Annotated in this window: 11 protein-coding genes; 8 read left to right on the forward strand and 3 right to left on the reverse strand. The window is 44.2% G+C overall.

Annotation, left to right across the window (positions count from 1 at the left end):
* The first annotated feature begins 138 nt into the window (after nt 1-138).
* From AAKU61_RS10630 to egtB, 7 genes are all read left to right on the forward strand, one after another.
* Nucleotides 139-687, forward strand: coding sequence for a sterol desaturase family protein (locus AAKU61_RS10630; protein WP_354332040.1), 549 nt, complete (start codon nt 139-141; stop codon nt 685-687).
* A gap of 400 nt (nt 688-1,087) precedes the next feature.
* Nucleotides 1,088-1,819 carry a hypothetical protein gene (locus AAKU61_RS10635; RefSeq protein ID WP_354332042.1) on the forward strand — a complete coding sequence of 244 codons (732 nt, stop codon included), beginning with the start codon at nt 1,088-1,090 and terminating at the stop codon, nt 1,817-1,819.
* A gap of 660 nt (nt 1,820-2,479) precedes the next feature.
* A complete protein-coding gene (locus tag AAKU61_RS10640) occupies nt 2,480-5,071 on the forward strand; it encodes a cation-translocating P-type ATPase (RefSeq protein ID WP_354332044.1) in 2,592 nt (863 codons plus the stop codon).
* A 54-nt stretch (nt 5,072-5,125) separates the two neighbouring features.
* Nucleotides 5,126-5,674: a cytochrome b gene (locus tag AAKU61_RS10645; RefSeq protein WP_354332046.1), complete on the forward strand. Its 549-nt coding sequence runs from the start codon at nt 5,126-5,128 to the stop codon at nt 5,672-5,674.
* A gap of 288 nt (nt 5,675-5,962) precedes the next feature.
* Nucleotides 5,963-7,345 (forward strand): glutathione-disulfide reductase, encoded by a 1,383-nt coding sequence (gene gor / locus AAKU61_RS10650; RefSeq protein WP_354332048.1) that lies wholly within the window; start codon nt 5,963-5,965, stop codon nt 7,343-7,345.
* Nucleotides 7,346-7,363: 18 nt separating this feature from the next.
* Complete coding sequence (gene egtD, locus AAKU61_RS10655; RefSeq protein ID WP_354332049.1) at nt 7,364-8,308, forward strand: L-histidine N(alpha)-methyltransferase; 945 nt, start codon at nt 7,364-7,366, stop codon at nt 8,306-8,308.
* A gap of 106 nt (nt 8,309-8,414) precedes the next feature.
* Nucleotides 8,415-9,719, forward strand: coding sequence for an ergothioneine biosynthesis protein EgtB (gene egtB, locus AAKU61_RS10660; RefSeq protein WP_354332051.1), 1,305 nt, complete (start codon nt 8,415-8,417; stop codon nt 9,717-9,719).
* Nucleotides 9,720-9,736: 17 nt separating this feature from the next.
* Here egtB and AAKU61_RS10665 read toward each other — a convergent pair whose 3' ends face one another.
* On the reverse strand, nt 9,737-10,306 hold the full coding sequence (locus AAKU61_RS10665; RefSeq protein WP_354332053.1) for a BON domain-containing protein: 570 nt from the start codon (nt 10,304-10,306) through the stop codon (nt 9,737-9,739).
* 340 nt (nt 10,307-10,646) lie between these two features.
* Here AAKU61_RS10665 and AAKU61_RS10670 point away from each other — a divergent pair, with 340 nt between their 5' ends.
* Complete coding sequence (locus AAKU61_RS10670) at nt 10,647-11,519, forward strand: YihY/virulence factor BrkB family protein (RefSeq protein ID WP_354332121.1); 873 nt, start codon at nt 10,647-10,649, stop codon at nt 11,517-11,519.
* Nucleotides 11,520-11,643: 124 nt separating this feature from the next.
* Here the strand turns inward: AAKU61_RS10670 and AAKU61_RS10675 are convergent, their stop codons facing one another.
* Together AAKU61_RS10675 and AAKU61_RS10680 are read right to left on the reverse strand one after the other, a co-directional pair.
* Nucleotides 11,644-12,696, reverse strand: a complete 1,053-nt coding sequence (locus AAKU61_RS10675) for an OmpA family protein (protein WP_354332054.1) — start codon at nt 12,694-12,696, stop codon at nt 11,644-11,646.
* A 710-nt stretch (nt 12,697-13,406) separates the two neighbouring features.
* Nucleotides 13,407-22,424, reverse strand: coding sequence for a glycoside hydrolase family 94 protein (locus AAKU61_RS10680; RefSeq protein WP_354332056.1), 9,018 nt, complete (start codon nt 22,422-22,424; stop codon nt 13,407-13,409).
* Between the last annotated feature and the right edge of the window lie 299 nt (nt 22,425-22,723).

Genomic DNA, 22,723 nt, shown 5'->3' on the forward strand with positions numbered 1-22,723 from the left:
TTGACCTAGCAGGATACAAAATAACAATTCAAGCTAAGCCTATACCTGATCTTGCTTATTGTATGTTCGACAACGTACAGACCCGTCGTATAATCGCGATCATTATTGATAACTATTTAGTCAATAATTAGGATCAACATGCAAATTTTTAGCCTGGAACAAAGCAAGCTAGCGTACCGCGTTGATTTTATTTTCTACAGCATTACATCTATCTTGATGGCGACTTTTCTGATTACATTAAGTCCATCAGAACAATTTTTAAAAACAATCACCTTTATACTCACTGGTTTACTAAGCTGGACTTTTATCGAATACGTATTGCATCGTTTTGTGCTGCATGGTTTACGCCCTTTTAGTACATGGCATCAAGAACACCATCAACGTCCGACAGCCTTAATTTGTACACCGACGATCTTGAGTGCCATGCTTATATTTGGATTGGTTTTTTTACCGACTTTAGTGATAGCTGATTTATGGCGAGCATCGTCTCTTACCTTTGGCCTGCTGACTGGCTATCTTTTATACACAATCACACATCATGCAACACACCATTGGCGAGCGAATTATGCTTGGTTACTTCGACGTAAACGTTGGCACGCAGTGCATCATCATCCATCAAAAAAAATCAGCCACTTTGGTGTAACAAACGCTTTCTGGGATAAGATTTTTGGAAGCGATTCAAATTAATTGAACTTGAACTCCCGATTGTCAGCGTTTAGTCCGACATCACTAAATGCTCCTGAAGAATTTTTTGAAAATCTGCTCCAAGTGGTGACGAAGATCGTTATGCTACAAAGCGAATTTCCAACACGAAGTGTTTGAAAGACTTCACAGATGTTTCAATAAAAAATTAAATCCAAACGGAATTTATCTTAAAACAGTACATTGTTACACTTACTTGAAAACGTAACTAAATCCCTACTTAGAGATACAAATCAATTGAAAAATCCCCCTTATTCTTCGATTTAAATCACCGTAAAAATCGATATACATACAAGATGCCCCAGGGTCTTCTTGGTGCTGTATTAAACGGCGTGCTTAGCGATGTATTTACTCACGTATAAATTATTGAATAAAGGAAAAGATCATGTCTATATCGTCAATTGGTGGAAACATATCGCCTCTTTCAGCTTTACAAACATCCAATGTCTCAGCAATCAACTCCGCAACGCCTACCGTCGATCGTGACGGAGACGGTGGACGAGTTCGCGGTGGTGGCGGTGGCAAATTTGCATCCGCCCTGACTCAAGCGCTAGCGCAGCTTGGCATCAGCGGTACCGCTACTACGGATAGCACAGGCACATCTGGTACATCAGCTACTTCGTCAACTTCTGGTAACTCTAGTACTTCTAGCACCTCGGACGCAACATCGGCACAAGATCCACAGCAGGCATTAGCTGCATTTGCACAGAGTTTATTTGCGGCGCTTCAATCACAATCTAGCTCAGGAAGCTCAAGCACATCGTCCTCAAGCTCGGACTCAGGCACAGATCCCAGCAGCGCAATATCAGGTTCTGGTAGCGGTGGACATCATCATCATGGCGGCGGCGGGATCAGCAAGCTTGAAGGCGGCATACAAAATCTGATACAACAACTATCCTCCTCAAGTACTGACACCTCGGACTCTACCAGCACAGGAACAAGCACATCAGGATCATCTAATTCTGCTATCGACGCACTTAAACAAAGCTTCACAAATTTACTGGCGGCAGATGGTCAATCAGGTAGCAGCGCAACTCTGAGCAGTTTTCTAACCAATATAGAAAAAAATCTGCAAGGTGTGACACCAACCGGCAATGTAGTTAGCACAAAAGTTTAAATCGCTGGTACTTCTAATTTAAAATTAGGAACTGTTAACATTGAAATAAAGATTATGTGTAACTTAAAACGGGTGTTTTGAAGTCAGTGTTAGCAGTGCCTACTACTGTGTAACTGAGTTTTAATTTTTTAAATTGACTTTATTGAATTGCGAAACAGATGAATGACACCGCGTATTTTGTCTAAATCATAGTTCGACCTATTCCAACATCACATTCGCCTTCCAAACACAATTCAGCCTTAGACTTTACCTTAGACCAATTGTCCTAGGATGCCAATTCCTAACACTAGGTTACTTGAGCTAGATCAAGCGTTACTCAGATTTTTTATGACACGATTATCTTCGCAATGAAGATTCATAATGCAGACTCATCAATCAAGCTTGTTCGGTACCGAGCAAACCAAAATATAGCCCAACACTATATTGAATCTGGATTTTCGGCTGGATCGCTATCGCCTCATAGAGTCCCTAAAAGCGTACGATGTTGAGAGCAATAACACCATCGTGATTTGCGTGCCGACGCTATAAAGACAATTGTAGATGTACTACTAGAAAATCTGGGTTCGAGCCGGTCTTACCTAAAGATGTGTTTTCATTCGCATTTTTTATATCAAGAATGCTCTCTCTTATGCGGTGCATCAATGTTAGGAAAGAAAACTCATGGCTATCGCAACCAATTCGACTAGCGGCCTAAGTACCGATGATGTAGTAAAAAAATTGCGCACAAATGGATGGAACGATTTACCGTCAGCTAAGCCGCGCTCGTTTCAAGCGATCGCGTGGACAATCGTTAGCGAGCCCATGTTTGTTTTATTGATTGCCTGTGGAGCTATCTATTTGGTCTTGGGTAATATAGAAGATGCCGCGATCTTGCTTGGATCCGTCTTCATCATTATAGGAATGAGCTTTTCTCAAGAGAAAAAAAGTGAACGTGCTCTTGAGGCGTTGCGAGATCTTTCTAGTCCACAGGCACTTGTTTTACGCAACTCTACACAACAGAGAGTTCCAGGACGAGATGTTGTTCCGGGAGACATCATCTTACTAGTTGAAGGTGACCGTATTCCGGCAGATGCCTTTCTTATCGAAAGTCAAGGTCTGACCGTTGATGAGTCTCTGTTAAGTGGCGAATCTATTCCCGTTAGAAAATTGGCGAGCGAGCCGTTCAGCGAAGACGTGCTGGCGCCTGGTGGCGATGATCACCCCTCTATCTACTCAGGAACTTTGGTGGTGCAGGGTACCGGCAAGGCACAAGTAGTGGCAACTGCTGGCAATACCGCGCTTGGACGTGTGGGCAATGCCTTATTTACATTGGAAACTGAGCCAAGTCGAATCCAAACTGAGACTCAGCACGCTGTCAAAGTCATCGCATTATCGAGCATCGCTCTGGTTCTCTTTTTGATGGCATGGTATGGCATCTCCCGCAACGACTGGATGACCGGAATTTTAGCGGGATTGACCTTAGCAATGTCATTATTGCCCGCAGAATTACCTTTGATTCTGACGATTTTTCTAGGGATCGGCTCTTGGCGTATCGCAAAGAAGCGTGTCTTAGCACGACGTATTTCTGCAATTGAGATGCTAGGTGCGACGACTGTTCTGTGCGTCGATAAAACTGGCACCTTGACTGAAAATCGCATGGCTTTGTCCCAGATCATTCTTCCTGCACAAGGGACTGACGAACAAGATCTAGTACAGCAATTTAATGACATACAGTCCTTGAAACCAGAACAGTTTCCAGAGAAGTTCCATGAAACTTTGGAATTTGCCATCCTATCGAGTCATAGAAATCCATTTGATCCGATGGAGAAAGCTATTAACGAAGCTGGAAAAATCGCTCTGCGTGGAACCGAACATCTACACGCAAATTGGAGCTTAATTGAGGACTATCCTCTGTCACCTGAATTGCTTGCAATGTCACGCGTGTGGCAATCCCCTGATCTTGTGGATTATGTGATCGCAGCAAAAGGTGCCCCTGAAGCAATCATTGATTTATGCCATCTATCGGAAAGCGCGACGCAACAGATTAACATTCAGGTTAATCAGGTTGCAAAGCAAGGACTACGCGTACTCGCCGTGGCCAAAGCAAGCTTCCGGCGTGGCGACCTGCCCGAAATTCAACATGATTTTAAATTTCAGCTAACCGGATTAATCGCTCTGGCTGATCCCCTGCGACCTAGCGTCAGGAAGGCTGTTACGGAATGTCATGCTGCTGACATTCGTGTGATTATGATTACCGGTGACTATCCAGCGACAGCACTTAGTATAGCAATGCAAAGTGGACTGGACGTTACGTCGGGCGCCATTACAGGATCAGAATTAGAGACGATGAGCGATATTGACTTAGAGCAGTGCTTACAAAGCGAATCATCGAATTCAATCAACGTGTTTTGTCGAATACAACCAGAACAAAAATTAAGGCTCGTCGTCGCATTAAAAAATATCGGAGAAATTGTAGCCATGACGGGTGATGGCGTGAACGATGCACCCGCGCTAAAGGCAGCTCATATCGGTATCGCCATGGGCGGACGAGGCACGGATGTCGCGCGAGAGGCATCCGCCTTGGTGTTACTCGATGACGATTTCAGTTCTATTGTGGCGGCGATTTCTTTAGGGCGCCGGATTTTTGATAATGTACGGAAAGCCGTCGTATTTGTCATTGCCGCACATATCCCGATAGCAGGCATGTCGATACTGGCCGTAATGATGGGATGGCCCTTGATCTGGTTGCCGGTACATATCGTTTTTTTTGAATTGATGATTAATCCAACCTGTTCGATTGTATTTGAGGCGGAGCAAGAGGAAGCGAATGTAATGAACCGCCCTCCACGCTCTACAAAGGCGAAAATATTCGATAGGCCGTTGTTCATGATGGGGCTACAGCAAGGCGTTTTTTTGTTACTTATCTTAGTAGCAGTTTATATGGGATCTACGCAATTAGGACTTCATACTGAGCAAGCCAGAGCTTTAACTTTTTCAGCAATGATTGTTGGTGACATTTGGTTGATCTTGATCAACCGATCCTCATCATTACCTTTTTTCGCCTCATTAAAGTTACCCAATCCTGCATTATGGTGGGTGATCGCCTCAGGAGTAACCATGCTGGGACTAGCCCTATTTGTACCCTTTATGAGTCAGTTATTCCATTTTTTGTCCCCACCATCCAGTGTTTTATTGCTGATGCTGATCAGTGTCAATATGCTGTTGACCTTGTTCGTCGTTGCAACCAAATTTCTCTCTCCCAGAGGAGTTTGATTCAAAAATCAAATTTATCTTTGAATATTTTTAACCTACTAAAAAAGAGTATGTATGAAATTACGCAATAACAATTCGAACTACGGTTCGCTGTCGATTGGACTGCACTGGTTTATGTTGATCTTGATTGTGGCCGTGTACGCCTGTATGGAACTGCGCGATATATTCCCGAAAGGAAGTCAAGAGCGGGACGCGATGAAGACCTGGCACTATATGCTAGGTATGTCGGTCTTGTTGTTTGCATTGGTGCGCGTCATAATTCAAGCGATTCAGACAGCACCGATAATTACTCCTGAGCCAGCCAATTGGCAAAAAATGCTCGCCAAATTAATGAAGATTGCGCTCTACGTCCTAATGATAGGCATGCCAATCGCAGGATGGCTGATACTCAGTGCGAAAGGGAAAACAGTCCCATTTTTCGGTTTGCAAATACCAATGTTAATTGGAGAAAATAAATCGACAGCAGGGTTAATCAAGGAAGTGCATGAAACAGCCGCAACAATAGGATATTTTTTGATTGGACTACATGCCTTAGCTGCCCTATTTCATCATTATATTATTAAGGATAATACTCTGATCAGGATGCTGCCACGCCGTGATTGATTGACGACAATCTATTCAACACTCCTCAAAAATATTCTCGATCTCTTCGAGAATATTCTCTTGTCATGTGACATTAATCTAAGCCGTTTATAATCATCCCGGAATAAGCATATGCAAATAAACGCTCACAGGTTGTTTGCTGGATGTGACGTGCGCATTTTCCGTTTTAAAAATAGACTTCCTTGTTATTGCCAAGATTTTCTCCTGACTGATCCAAGAATAATGGCTGATAGTGAAATCAACTACTGTATGGATCGTTCAAATCCGTTTTAAGACGAAAGGAATTCCATGAGCAATGTTGATTTTGACTTTGACTTTTTTGTGATTGGTGGCGGTTCCGGCGGTGTTCGGGCCGCACGTGTCGCAGCAAGTCATGGCGTGAAAGTCGCAATTGCAGAAAGCGACCGTTACGGTGGCACCTGCGTTATCCGAGGTTGCGTTCCCAAGAAACTCTTAGTTTATGCCTCACATTTCGCTGATGATTTCTCCGATGCAGAGGGCTACGGCTGGACAATTTCTAAGCCAACTTTTTCCTGGAAAAAATTAATTACCGCTAAGGACAAAGAAATTGATCGTCTTAGTCGGATTTATCAGGACTTGTTAAATAATTCTGGTGTGAGTGTGCTAAACGGTCGTGCGCATTTTGTTGACGATCATACTGTTGAGGTGAATGGTCAGCGTATCCGTGCAAAATATATTTTGATCGCAACTGGTGGCAGACCTTACCGTCCATCAATCCCTGGAATTGAATATGCCATTACCTCGGACGAAGCTTTTGAACTGGCCGAGCTACCAAAGAAAGTTTTAATTGTCGGCGGAGGTTATATCGCGGTCGAATTTGCAGGTATTTTTAACGCGCTTGGTGCAGAGGTGACTCTGTCTTATCGAGGCGAGCAGATACTACGTGGTTTTGATCCCGATCTTGGCTTACATCTGCAAGAGGAAATGCGTAAAAAGGGAATCACGATTGTACTTAATAGCACAGTAAGCGAATTGATTAAGCAAGACGATGGACTAATCAAGGTCAATATGGACAAAGGTGATCACGGCCATCTTATGTTCGATACTGTCATGTATGCGACTGGCCGAATTCCACAAATTGACAATCTGCATTTAGAGAAGATTGGTGTCGATGTCATAGCGGGCGGCGTGCGCGTTGATCATACGTCGCGTACCAGCGTCCCACATATTTTTGCAGTTGGCGACGTGACCAATGGCATTGCCCTTACTCCTGTGGCAATTCGCGAGGGCGCTGCGTTGGCGAACTCGTTGTTTGGCCCGACTCCAAGCTTACCCGATTTCAGTATTGTTCCTTCTGCCGTATTCAGTCAGCCTCCTGTGGGAACTGTTGGCCTAGGTGAATTAGACGCGCTCGATCAATATGAAGAAATCGATGTCTACAGTAGTAACTTCAAACCACTAAAAAATACCTTATCCGGTAATCATGAGCGAACATTGATGAAGCTTATTGTCGATACCAATACCCAAAAAATACTGGGCGCACACATGATCGGTCCCGATGCGCCAGAAATTATCCAGGGACTCGCAGTCGCAATCCGCATGGGAGCAACCAAAGCAGACTTTGATAAAACAATCGGCATTCACCCGACAGCGGCTGAAGAATTTATGACGATGCGTGAGAAAAAAACGAAGCTAAAATGTGGCTCTTAAAACAGGGTTCTAAAAAACATGAATCTTAAAACCGCCATGTCTGATATAGAAAATCTGCAACGTATCGAAATCATAGAGGGGCTAAGTCAGCCATCTGCACAGATTTCACCAAAATATTTTTATGACACAAAAGGCTGCGAACTGTTTGAAGCGATTACGCGTTTGCCTGAATATTATCTGACGAGAACAGAGCAATCCATCATGGCCAGCTGTAGCGAACAAATCGCACAAGCCGTTGGAAAAGACCGGACTATTATTGAATTAGGTGCCGGCAGTTGCGAAAAAGTTCGTCATTTGTTCCGATCTATTCATCCTGCCAGATTTATTGCCGTTGATATTGCATCCGATTTCTTGGTCGACTCAGTCCGTAATTTGCGACAAGAGTTCCCAGAAATTGATATCCGTCCAGTAGTAGCTGATCTTACCTCTGACGTAGCATTACCAGACGATTTACCTATGGGAAAACGCTTAGTATTTTATCCAGGATCGTCTATTGGCAATTTTGATCGACCAGACGCATTGGCTTTGCTAACCCGTATCCGAACATTGATTGATGTCGACGGCGCATTATTGATTGGTGTCGATTTAAGAAAAAATAGTGCAATTCTGGAAGCTGCCTATGACGATGCAGCAGGCATTACGGTGGCATTTAATCTCAATGTGTTAAATCATATCAATCGTCTTATCGCAAGTGATTTCAAGCTGAATCAATGGCGACATCTTGCACTTTTCAATATGGACGAGTCACGTATTGAAATGCATCTGGAGGCAATCGAGGACACTCAAGTATCGTGGCGTGGCGGTAACCGTCATTTTAAAACCGGTGAGAAAATCCATACAGAGAACAGCTACAAATATACACCCGAAGCATTTATAGATCTTTTGGCGCAAGGCGGATTTAAACATTCTCAGATGTGGACTGATGAGAATAATTTATTCGCCGTGATGCTGGCCAGACCTTAAAATTTTCATCAAAAATCACTGTAAAAAAATTTAAAATTTCTGCTAATTCGTCAATACAATTTATATTCCATCAATTCAATCAGTTCAACCACTAATCGTCCGGCCAATGATATCTACCAATTCACATCATAATTACACCTCAATCCGTAATCAAACGATGTCTCTGGCTGCACCACTCTCAGCAGAAGATTGTTGCGTGCAGCCTATGCCGGACGCTAGTCCAATTAAATGGCATCTGGCGCATACCACCTGGTTTTTTGAAACCTTTGTGTTAGAGCCTTGGGAGCTAAAATTTACGCCCTATCATCCAGCCTTTCGTGTTCTGTTTAATTCCTATTACAACGCCATCGGTGACAAGCATCCTCGTTCGCAACGCGGTATGCTAACTCGCCCCAGCTTGGATGAAGTCATCGATTATCGCGCTAATGTCGATCAACGGATTCAAGCATTATTAGTGTCCAATATCGATAACCAAGCCCTATTGCAAATGATAGAACTGGGACTGCATCATGAGCAACAACATCAAGAATTGATGCTAACCGATATTAAATATTTACTCTCACTCAACCCTTTATTCCCTGGTTATAAAAATACCTCCAAGTCAGCTGAACTACCGAATAAATTACCGACTAAATTGCCAAAAGCCACACAGGATTTAGTATGGTGTAATTTTGATGCTGGACTTGTTGAAATAGGTCGTAATAGCTCAGAAAATAAGTTAGAAAATACGGAATTTTTCTTTGATAACGAGACACCACGACATCAGGTTTATTTACAAGCGTATCAACTGGCTTCACGTTTAGTGACCAATAGCGAATACGCTCAATTTATTGCTGAGGGTGGTTATCAGCAAGCGCAATATTGGTTATCAGAAGGATGGGATTGGCTTAAAGCACAAGATCGCCATCACCCTTTATATTGGGTGCAAGAAAGTAATGCTTGGAATGAATTCACCTTGAACGGACTAGTTCCACTTAATCCTGATCAACCCGTCGTACATATATCTTATTTTGAAGCCGATGCGTATGCTCGTTGGGCAGACGCACGACTACCGACGGAGGCTGAATGGGAGAATGCCGCTGAGAACTTGCCGTTAAAAGGCTATTTTTCTGACAGCGGATTATTTCATCCTATGCCCGATCAGGATCTTCACAATCCGTTGTCTGCGCATGAGCTAAAGCAGATGTTTGGTGATGTATGGGAATGGACACAATCAAGTTATGCTCCCTACCCTGGCTTTCGCGCAAAAACAGATGCCGTTGGTGAGTACAACGGTAAATTTATGGTCAATCAATATGTATTGCGAGGTGGCTCATGTGCTACACCAATAAACCACCTCAGAGCTAGTTATCGTAATTTTTTCCCTGCGCATACTTGTTGGCAGTTCTCTGGCATCCGCCTGGCACGATAACTGATTACCTAATCAAATTACTTTTTTATACTCATCTGATTAGTTACTTTTTGTACGCCTTCAATCGTTTTGGCTACTTCGGTTGCACGCACAATTTGTGTATCGCTATCGACAAAACCACTGAGTTGAACGTCACCTTTGCTAGTGATCACGGCAATATCTAAACTTTTAATAGAGGCATCAGCGATCAAGGCAGATTTCACTTTTGCGGTGATAACGCCATCGTCAATTTTATTGCCGATGGTTCTTGATTCTTTCAGCATTAATTTATTATCGACAGACTTAACACCTTCTACATTTTTCGCAATCGCAACGCTGTGATCAATCTGACTTTGACTATCAACAAAGCCGCTTAACATTGTCTCGCCTTTACGAGTAGCTACTTTAATGTCATACGCTTTTACCTCATTGTCAGCTAATAAAGCAGAAGACACTTTGGCGCTGACAACAGTATCGTCAACTTGCGTACCGACAGAGATATCCGGTGCTGAACTACCGGCAACATCGGTTGGCTTATTGCACCCAGCCAGTAAGATTAACAGTGCGCCGGTTGCACCCCAATATAGTCCTGTGGATAATTTTTTCATGACATGTCCTTTGATTTTATGAGTACGTAAATCGATCAGCACAATGGAGCACTATCTATAAATGACGTCCATCCGTGCTTTAGAGAGGCTGGTCTTGTTAATGGTTTTGATCTTATTCAGATCATTAAAATTCAGCCCCACTGGTGACTTAATCATGCCTTTAGCCATGTTGATACTCTGTTCGCTAACGCACACAAATTTTTAATTTTTTTATGAAAATAAACATATTCCAACTAAATTAAAGCATCATCAAAAAATCCAAAAAATGAAACAATTTGAGAACATGTCCGAGCAAACTTATAATCAATTAGTAAATCCCAATTCCTCCTTGATCAAAAAAATGATTAAAGTCATTTTTCTTTCTATAAAAGAATGGATAAACCATAGAGCGGCAAGTAAAGGTGCCGCCTTGGCGTTTTACACCTTGTTTTCTATGGCGCCGATTTTGGTATTGGTGTTGGCAATTGCAGGCTTCTTTTATGGCAAACAAGCGGCTCAGGGCGAGATATTTAGTCAGCTGCAAGGCCTGGTAGGTCACAATAGTGCCGAGACGATTCAGATGCTGTTGGCTGGTGCACGTAACCCGGAGGATGGGCGTATGGCGACCATCATTGCCAGCGTATTGTTATTGATTGGTGCGACCAGCGTTTTTGCAGAATTGAAAGAAAGTCTGGACGAAATTTGGCAAGTACCAAAAACACGTCAATCTAGTATTTGGGTAGTGATACGTACGCGCTTATTATCGTTTGGTCTGATATTAGTGCTGGCATTTTTGATGCTGGTATCGCTGGTTGTCAGTGCGGTGCTGGTATTTTTAGAGCATTATTGGGATGCCTTGCAAATCGATGTTGCGGTAGTTTTAATGCCATTGTCCTCATTAATTGGGTTTGGTGTTATTGCCTCACTTTTTGCAGTGATTTTTAAAATGCTGCCGCAGGTAAAATTATCCTGGCGCGATGTCTGGATTGGTGCCGCTGGTACCGCAGGATTATTCACTATCGGCAAATATGGCATCGGTGTGTATATCGGGAACAGCGGCATAGCAAATAGTTTTGGTGCTGCCGGATCGATGATTGCATTATTGCTGTGGGTTTATTATTCAGCGCAAATATTTTTATTAGGTGCAGAATTTACCCGTCAGTATGCGCTGTGTTTTGGTAGCTTGCGTGACCTGAGTTTAGATACAGTCATAACTAAAATTACAAAACCATAAAAATTTTTACAAAGTAAAACGGCTAGAACAATGTTTTGTTCTAGCCGTTTTACCTATCTGAAATAAATCAGAAATAATCTAACTATATTCTCACCGCATATTTTATATATGGGCTAGCAAAACATTACTGAACGCGACGTTCAACAGTAATTTGCTCTACTTCTACGCGGCGATTTGGTTCCAGGCAAGTAATTAAAGCGGCCTTATTCTTTTCAGTACACTGCACGACTGGATTTGTTTCGCCCTTACCTTGCGCTGTTAAACGTGTAGCAGCAACACCTTTATCGATCAAATAGGCTTTGACGACATCTGCACGACGTTGTGACAATTTCAGATTGTATTTAGGCGAACCGATACGATCGCTATACCCGCTGACGACGACATCATTGATTTGCGTATTGTTGTTTAACACGTTAGCAATTTCATCTAATTTCGGTTGTGGCATACCTAGTTTTGCGCTGTCAAAACCGAATAATTCTGTTGCAGACAATGTGACTTTTTCAAAACGTGGTGGCGGTGGCGCAGGTGTTGGCGGCACTGGTGCTGGCATTGTTTCTGTAATTGGCATTGGCTCCGGAGCGGGCTCTACACGGGCAGCACGCTGCACTGGCTTGTCAAATGTATAGACCAGACCGACATTCAAATAATTATTATTCGAATGACTAAATCCTAAATCATCACCACGGATAAAACCATGTACACGACGGATATCAGCTTGCATTGCTAACTGGTCGGTAAAGCCATATTGAAAACCAGCACCTGCGTTGATGTAAGGAGAAGTCGCATCACGTTCGCCAAGTGGCGTGTTGATTTTGTCATATTGAGCGCCGCCGCCGATCAAGACAAATGGGCGGAAACTCTTACGCGAAAACATATACATCGCATCGACGCCTAATGTATTTTGTTGATAACGTGTACCGTTTTCACGCTTACGTCCGTAGCTAGTACCAAATTGCAAATCCCAATCTTGGGAGATCGCTTTACCAAAACGTATTGCAGCAGCTTGACCATGTCCTGTCACGCCATAGTGCGTATCTGCGTCTAATACACCCAAACTAGGTGCGACATACCAAGATGGATTGTAGTCATAATTTTCTGGCGCACGCTGTGCCATGCTGCTGGATACTACTCCGCACAATAAGCTGGCTGCGAGCGCGATTTTATTAAATTTATGCATATAAGACCCTGAGTATAAAGTAGTTAGAAAACGAATTAGAAAACATTGAAAAAATAAAGATATTGATGACGGAGAAATTTAAAAATTCTTCCTATAAACAACCAGAGAAAATTTCACGGCAACGCATGAGAACGGAGCTTACGGAGTTGTACATATGGCTTCTGTGCGCTAACCAACATAGAAATTAAAAAATTAAATTTTTTAAAAATACGCAATACCGCATGCATATACAGCGCGTACATGAGGTAGCGCGCACTGACTTGCTAAAGGTAATTTGTGGGGAGGTTAAAACGGAGTTAATGCAGCCAAGACCTCTGAAAAATTGAAGTCGACACCGAATTTATTGAGAAATATTTTGAATAATTTTTATTTATCTATGTCGTCCGCTACAGAAAAAATCTGTACATGAGCAATCAGACCAATAGGGAATTATGTTTTTATAGAATAAATTAAAATGATTTCTAACTGTTAGTCGTTTTACCTATACTCCCCATCTATTTTATTAAAAATACCATACTGGCCAGATAATTCATGGACGACTAATAAATACTCGTTATCAGTATATAAAAAAGCCAGAGTAAAAATCCTAACGACGTTGTACACAATGGCGTAAAAAATGCGGTATTTTATGCATCTTCTACGCATTAAGTATCGGATATTTTCTCTGCTTACTATATTACGTTGCGTGTTGCTTTACCTGAGTCATCCACTTAAGTTTCAACACCACCATCAGCCAACGCAAGCGGTTTCAGGTTGACTAACATAATCTCGACAATATGCTCTTGCTGATCATTGATCAGCGGTATAAATGCGGAGTCTTGCATGACGCCATCCACTGAAATTCCTTTACTGACTTCGCTACCGAGTTGTTGTGTCACGTTGATCTTGTAGCTGGTTTCTTTGTATCGATAGCGTAATTTAAATTCTGTCCAATCGACAGGCATACAAGGTGTGCAATATAGTTTTTCTCCATCGAGTGTCAAACCTAATAATGACTCCGTGATAAAGCGGTACATCCATCCAGATGATCCTGTATACCAGGTCCAGCCACCGCGTCCGATATGTGGTGATACTGCGTAGACATCGGCTGCGATCACATACGGTTCTACTTTGTAAGTGGTAACTGCTGCGGGAGTGAGTGCATGATTAATTGGATTAATCATAGTCATTAATTCCCAGGCTTTTTCGCTATCACCTAGTTTGGCAAATGCCATCGCAGTCCAGATTGCAGCATGAGTATATTGCCCTCCGTTTTCACGTACACCAGGTAGATATCCTCTGATATAGCCAGGATTTTGATCAGATTTATCAAATGGCGGATCGAGTAATTGGACTAAATCGTGGTCACGACGAACCAGATGTTGATTGACTGCTTGCATAGCAGTATGGGCACGGACAGGATCGCCAGCCTCCGACAAAATAGACCAGCTTTGTGAGATTGAATCAATCTGGCACTCAGCGTTGCTGGCAGAACCTAAAGGTGTGCCGTCATCAAAATAAGCACGACGATACCAACCTCCATCCCAAGCGTGCTGCTCGATATTAGTTTGTAATTTTTGAGCCTCTAGCTGGCATCGGTAAGAGAAACTTTGATCACCTCGTTGCTGTGCGATAGCAGAAAATTGCATCAAGACTTCGTACAAGAAAAATCCTAGCCAGACACTTTCGCCCTTGCCTGCGGCGCCGACTTTATCCATGCCATCATTCCAATCGCATGAACCTATCAACGGTAATCCATGTGCGCCAAATCGTAAGCCATGTAAGATCGAGCGAACACAATGGTCGTACAGCGAGGCGGATTGATTAGATTGTCCAGGTAAGTCGTAATAAGAATCTTCATCTGCATTCAACTGACGACCCTCAATAAAAATAACCGACTCATCTAGTATCCGATGATCATGGGTACTTGTCAGGTAACGGCAAGTCGCTAGCGGCAGCCACAAATAATCATCAGAGCAATGGGTGCGTACCCCGCGATTCATAGGCGGATGCCACCAATGCTGTACGTCACCCTCAATAAATTGATGCGCGGCGCAGACCAAAATATGTTCGCGAGCCATTTCCGGACGGGTATGCATGATCGCCATCACATCTTGCAACTGATCGCGGTAACCGAATGCGCCACCGGACTGATAGAAGCCACTCCGTGCCCATAAGCGACAAGCGATGGTCTGGTACATCAACCATCCGTTGGTCAACATATTGAGGGCAATGTCTGGCGTCTCTACTTGCACTGCGCCCAAAGTATGTTGCCAATAATTTTTGACTTTAGTGAGTGTCTCCTGGGTCGCTAATTTACTGCGGAAGCGTTGTATTAAATTGCTGACGTCCGCACTACGTTGTCCCGCAACACCGAGCATAAAAATAATCTCATGCTGTTCACCGTCACCTAACTCAAATGGCACTTGTATCGCGGCACAAGGGTCAAGACCGGCACCTAATTTTCCTGATAACCGAGATCGGCTCATTGCGGCAGGATTTTGTAGACTACCGTTGCGTCCAATAAATTCTGTCCGGTCGCCACTCATCGTCAATTTCATCGCATCGACATAGAAGAAACTGGTGCGATCACAAAATTCTGAGTTATAGAAGTTTCGGGCAAATATGGCGCCTGTGGCAGGATCGGCTTCAGTCACGATATGCATGACGGATTTTTGGCGAACATCACCCAAGACCCATTCTACATAACCGGTTGCGGATAAGCGTCTTGTCTCACCAGTATCATTGCGTATTTTAAGTACCGAAAATTTAACCGCATCATCCGGCGCAACAAAGACCGACAATTCGGATGTAATACCTGCCTCAGTATGTTCAAACACGCTATAGCCAAAACCGTGGCGCGTTACATAGTCGCCTTGACCACGGCGTGGTAAGGGGCTTGGCGACCAGAAGTGTCCGGTATCTTCATCACGCAAATAAAATGCCTCGCCTCCATTGTCAGAAACTGGATCATTAGACCAAGGTGTCAGTCGGAATTCATGCGCGTTCTCACCCCAGGTATAAGACTGGCCACTCTCTGAAATGACGGTTCCAAAATGTGGATTGGCTAATACATTGACCCACGGTGCGGGAGTCAGATTGGACTCATTGGTACGGATAATATACTCACGACCATCTTTACTAAAACCACCTAAGCCGTTCGGCAAAATCAAGTCTGCCAGATCAGTCAGTCTGCTAGAAACCGGTGAATGAATAGTGTTTGACGATACTGAAGTTGCTTGCCAAGCTGCAGGTAACTGTCGGGTCACTGTCAGTTGTGGCGGACGTACTTCCACTTGTCCACGTCGGTTGATTTGCTCTGCCAGAGTACCGCGACTATCAGACAAAATAGCGCGTGCAACAGATTGCAATAAGATCCTGTCATCATTTGGTATCTGATCAGCAAGACGTACAAAAATACCGCCCGGACGCTCCATCGCATGCGCCTCAATACCTGAGGCAACTAAACCCATGATTTGCTCTTGTAATATCTGGCGATAACCAGCACGATCTTCATTCCAGATCACTAAATCGACGGCTAAACCTTTCATACGCCAATAGGCATGTGCCTGCACCATCTGGCGTACTAATTCAATATTTTCTGCATCACCGATATGTACTAAAACAATAGGTAAATCACCGGAGATTGCATAACTCCACAGACCAGATTGACCACGACGGTTTTTTACTAAAATACTGGCATCGGCACGTAACAAAGCATTAGGATAAATGATCGAACTGGCTAGCCGCTCATATAATTGAGCATCAGCTTCGCTAGCATTAAGCTGGCGCAATACCACCTGACTATGCGTCCAGGCCAATTCAAATACACGGTCAGCCAAATGCATATCTTGATATTTTTCAATCATGCTGAGGACTACGTCACGTGTCTCTGCAACGCCGGTCACAATATCAATAATCGCAGTTTGTTCTGGCGCTAAGGTGATCTGATGACGAATCGCCACAATCGGATCAAGCACTGATCCCTGGCTGCCAGATAATGTCTTTGTCGTCATTGCAACAGGCGCTGCGACGGTATTGCCGCGTCCGATAAATGCCATGCGATCTGTCTCGTAAGAGACCGCATCACTGGTCGCGCCATGCACCACCATCTGATGGAACATGGTAGGCGTAAAGTCATTCTCAGAACGCGGACGACGTACACACAAAATCGCCTGCTGCTGAGACAGGATTTCTGTTTGTACAAACAGATTACTAAAAGCAGGATGCATCGTATCTGCGGCAGCAGGTGCCAACACCACTTCTGCATAACTGGTCAGGTCAATTGTTTTTGTGAACCGGGTCCGGTTGGTGATACGGGTGCGGCGCAATTCGATATCGTCCTCCGGCGACACGACGATTTCGGTATGCATGTCAAAGCCATTATCGTGACGTCGAATTTCTGCCCGACCTTCTGAAAAAATCACTTCATACGTTTTAGGTAATTTTAAAGTCGGGTGATATGAGGTGGACCAATAACTAGAGTCGGACTGATCGCGCACATAGCAGAACGTGCCCCAATTATCGCAAGTACTATCTTCACGCCAGCGTGTAATCGCCAAATCACGCCAGCGACTGTAGCTGCCGCCGGTATTGGTGACCATGACGTTATATCTGCCGTTGGACAATAATTGAATTTCAGGCAAACGCGTATCGACTCTATTGATAATGCGCATAGGCATTTGCTGCTCGCTGGCAGTAGAGCGGATATCCGCCAGTTCTGTGGTGTTTGAATAGTGACTACTTGGTTTTGGAATCCGCTCTTTCAGCAATAACAGCGTTGCCTGGAACAGAGGATCAGATTCAAAACGTTTTTGCATAGGCCGATCCAGCAGCACATACGCAAGCGATAACAAACTCATGCCTTGGTGATGTGCCATATATGACCGGATCAATGCTTGCGTTTGTCCGCGCGGCAGACGGGATGGTGTGTAATCGATCGCCTCAAACATACCCAAACGTCCTTCGGCACCCTCCTCCACTAATCGCTGGAGGTTGGTGCAGGCCTGATCTGGCGCCACCATAAGTGCCATTGCAGAGGCATAAGGTGCAACCACAAGGTCATCACCCAAGCCCCGCTTCAATCCCAGGCCAGGTACGCCAAACGCGCGATATTGATAATTAAGACTGGCATCAAAAGCGTGATAACCCGATTCAGAAATACCCCAAGGCACGGCGCGCTGCGCACCGTATTCAATTTGTCGCTCTACAACAGATTTATAAGTTTGATCGAGTAAAGTATTCTGATAATTTGGCATCACCAATAATGGCATCAAATACTCAAACATCGATCCGCTCCACGACAAGAGAATCGGTTCGCCACCGGCAATCGTTAACTGTCGCCCTAGCGCAAACCAGGTTTCTTGCGGCAACTGGCCTTGCGCCACAGCGACAAAACTACATAGCCTTGCTTCTGATGCCAATAAATCATAAGACCCGGTATCACGCCTACGTTCTGTCACGTTATAACCAATCGCTAACAGATGGGTCGCTGCGTCATATAAAAAGCCGTACTCCATACGCGCAAACTCTGTGGCCTGTAAAGCTAAGCGTGTAATTGTGCCCATACGCTCAGTTGCGCGCCGACTGCCTTCTGCTACGAAATCCATCACATTATTCCAATGCGTTTGCTGATCCAAAGCTAACGCTGATGATGACTCTTCTATGCTAGAGACCAATGTCTGTATTTGTGCCCGCATTTTTGCGTCTAGTCTTGCCAGATCACTCAGATTTAAAAGACTATTTAATTCGGGCAAATACTGAATTAAATTTCCTACATTCGGCATCGCGAGCCAAGGTGCTAACAATAATAAATCCTGCTGCGCCTCATGGGATTGCTTTATCAAAGCATTTGCCCACCAGAGCATCTCGGCTTTTTTATCATTACTGAGACCGGGGTCAGACGCGATCGCAGCAGTTAAATCACTGGCCTTACTCAGGAATATTGCTAGCAATTCATATGCTTCAGATAAGGTCGCTGGTGGCGTCGCTGATGTCGTGGCTAATTGCTTCTTGAACTCAAGCATGCTATCGCTAACAGCAGCGGCAATATAATTAATATTAGTCGCAGAAGCGTCTGTTTTATTTTGCTTTGCCAAGTCGAGTAACACGCTAAATGTGTGGCCCAAGCCAGTGAATATGCTTGGTGACAAAATACTTTGGTCCGGCAGCAATAATAATCCGGCACGCATTGTTAACAAGTGTCCCGCCAGGTTGCCACTATCAACGGTCGATACGTAGACAGGATTTAAAGGCTTTAGACTTAGTGTGTCATACCAATTATAGAAATGACCTTGATAACGTTCTAACTGCCCCATGCTGCGCATCGTATTCTCAGTACGTATCAGCAGTTGCCCCATGTCGATATAGGCAAAGTCGTAGGCAGAAAAATTCGCCAGCAGCGCCAATCCAATATTCGTGGGCGAGGTCCGGTGAGCGACGACGGCAACTGGGTGTTCTTGCATATTATCAGGCGGAAGCCAGTTGTCCTCAGGCCCGACATAGGTTTCAAAAAATGCCCAGGTTTTACGTGACAGACGATGCAAAAACACTAGCTGATTCGCCTCTAAAGCAGAGTGCCGTTCAGGAATAGGCAAACTAATGCGCCAAGCAATCACAGGCGAAATCATCCACAACAACAAGAATGGCAATGCAAGGGATAAGGCGCCTGGACGTAAGCTAATAATTGCCACTAAAACCAGAATGGCAAATACGGGTGCGCTCCACATAGTGCGGATTGATGCAAACAGCGTTGTACCGGCTTTTTGATTTGATTCGCTAGAGGGATTCCACTCCAGCAAGCGGCGATGTGAAATCCATTTTCGCCATACCGTTCTGAATATCGCATCCAAACTATAAAAAGCTTCATAAGGAAGGAAGGCGAGGTTTAATAGTGCATTCGTCGTGTGTTGCTCCATAGACCGGAAGCTGGCGACCAGATGCTGACGGACTAATACTTCACGCGGTTTTCTGAGTAACTCCAATACAGATGCTGCCAACGAAGGTAAAAATAAAACGGCAAGAACAGAAACACTCCACAACCACGACGATGGTAATTTTATCCAGCCCAGTACCAATAGTGTTAGCAAGACCGGCGACGTCAAACTACGTCGTAAATTATCTAAAATTTTCCAGCGTGACAAGGTAGATAGCGGATTTGGTTTGCGGATGATGTTACTTATTTTAACTGGCGCAATTGAGGAGCTAGCTTCAAACTTCGCATTTTGATCAACGATAGATCCACTTTGAGCAGCGGACGATTTCTTAGAAGTTGATGCAGCACCCAAGCCATCAGGACTACTTAATACTACAGGGACTTTTGGCATGAGCCAAGATATTAGTTGCCAGTCACCACGAATCCACCGATGGCGGCGACTGACATCTGCGCTATAGCGTGACGGATATTCTTCATGTAATTGCAGATCACTGATTAACCCGGCGCGGGCATAGCAACCTTCTAGCAGATCATGACTGAGAATACGATTTTCTGGCAATTGCTGATGCAATGCCTGCTCGAACGCATCCACATCATAAATACCTTTACCAATGAATGATCCCTCTTGGAATAAATCCTGATACACATCAGACACCGAGCGCGTGTAGGGATCAATCCCGGCCTCCCCACCACATAATTTTTCATATATTGAGGCGTTGGCACTAGGCAGACTAGCCACCACGCGCGGTTGTAATATGCCGTAGCCTTCCACCACACGTTGCTTAACTTCGTCATAACGTGCCTGGTTTAGTGGATGCGCCATCGTTGCAATAAACTGGCGTGCTGAATCGCGTGGTAATTGTGTATCGGAATCTAAGGTAATGACATACTTAACGCTGGTCAAAGCGAGTACATCGCCGACAATACGCTCAAACAAAGCATCCCGTTGCTCACATCCTTCGCCAGTTAATATATCGCAAGAGCCATTGCGTAAAAACGCATTTAAGTTAGATAATTTGCCGCGTTTGCGCTCATATCCCATCCACATTTTTTCTTGAGGATTCCAGCGACGAGCCCTGTGTAACAATAGAAATGGACTACTCTTGTTTGAGGCGGTGATTGTAGTGTAGCGTTCATTTAATGCGGTAATTAATGCCACTGCTTGCTCTACCAAAGCCTCATCGGCTGGCGTCGTTTCAGTCTTGGCATCCGGCAAATCTGTCAATAAGCAAAATCGTAGATTGTCGTCCCGATTAGCGAGATAACGCACCTCTAAGGCTTCGCATAAAAACTCAATATTCTGTACATGAAACAACATCGTCGGCACCACTACTAAAGTACGTGCCGAAGGCGGAATACTTTTAGAAAAATCCATCCGCGGCAAAGCCTGCGGAGTTGCCAATACAGTGACCAGCCAATTGATTAAAGCGATCGCTAACTGACTGCTGGCGATAACGACAATCACGCCCAGCAATACGAGCATGCCGTCACGTACACCATCGTCGTAAGAATGATTCAGCAGAATAGATGTGAAAATGATTGTCAGTAAAGCGATGGAACCGAGATAAAGGTGTAAAGGAATTTTTTTACACTTTTGTGCCACGTTCTGGAATAAACCATACCGGACATTAATGCGTTTTTCTAACGCCGATAGGCCATTTCCAATCAGGTAATAACCGATGTGTGCAGTACGAATATCAACACTTTCCTCATCACCATTAAGTTTAGCGGCCAGCTCAGACAATAACAGGGCTTGCTGTGCGACTTCGACTTCCGTCAATGATGAACGTTTCGCAAGATTTTCTATCACATGTCGATAAGAATCGCGGGTAGAAAAATCCATCTTGTTATAGATGTCTGCATGATCAAGGCTAAGCACATACTCAACATGGCTCATGGTTTCTACAAACTCACGCCAGTCCATCATTCCCAAAAAGCGCAAACTGCAAATGCTATTACTGATGGATACTTGGTCCGCCGCCTGCCGCTGGCTCTCTAATTGAACCAAATGCTCTATCGTGGTACCGGATTCCGCTAAGCGCTGCGATATCCAGGTCAAGGGCAGCGTCAACGCAGGACTTTGTCCTTGCAGACGACGCGCCACCTCGGCGACAAATGCACTGTTCAAAGTCGGTTCTGAGCGCGCCATATCGGCGACTAATAAAATTAATTTACTCGGATCTTTTTCTGCAGCCTCGATCATCTGATCGGCCCAACTACCAGCCAAATTTCTATCGACCCGACTAGATGCAATACGGGTCGCTACACGACGTAAATTTTCAATCAACGCTAAGCGCAGCATGATGGGAATAGCCCATAGCTCACCTAATTTGAGCACAGTCACTTGTTGATATGCGGCGACAAATCGACTTAAGCCTTCAGGATCTATCCTGCCGTCACCATGTGAAATAGTCTCTAGCGCAATGTCGTATACCCTTGGGCGATTGCTATATGTGCCTTTAATCAAGCGAGGTAACTCTTTGCTGTACCCTTTTGGAAGATGCTGCTTTGCCGTGCGAATCTGCTCTTCAATCAAATAAAAATTATCCAATAACCATTCAGCTGCAGGCGTAATTTGACGATTATCTTTTAATGCGGAAGTCAGTGCGGCACAGGCATTGATCAATGCTTCTTCATTATCAGCCAGGCGAGATAAAAGCTGATCTGGCTTTTTGTCATGATGTACTTTATGGGATTTTGCCAGGACGCCACCATGATGTTCCATCTGAGCGGCACTAAACAACTCTGACTTTAGTGGCGGCAATGAGTTTTCTTCGTCTGAGTCAAGGCTTAAAACAGTAATTTCTTTTAACATGGGAGTCGGACTTTACGATGATGGTTCCTGCACTCGAGGTGTCTAGATTATTAAAACAAGACATACAAGTTATGCAGAATTGACCATGAGTGAATGCAACGCATAAGTAAATAAATTACAAATAGATAGTGCTTTCTTATAGGCTTTAACTTTTAAAAACTCGGTACGCCAACGTACATAGCGACAATCTTGATCAAAACGAGCTACTACGTTGATTTGCAGAAATATCCTTAAATATGTCAGCGTCGCGCTCAAGTAAGAGCAAAGTTTGAGGAGATTTTTAAAGCAACTGTGCGTTA

The sequence above is a fragment of the Undibacterium sp. GrIS 1.2 genome (assembly GCF_040544435.1).
Lineage (GTDB): Bacteria > Pseudomonadota > Gammaproteobacteria > Burkholderiales > Burkholderiaceae_D > Undibacterium.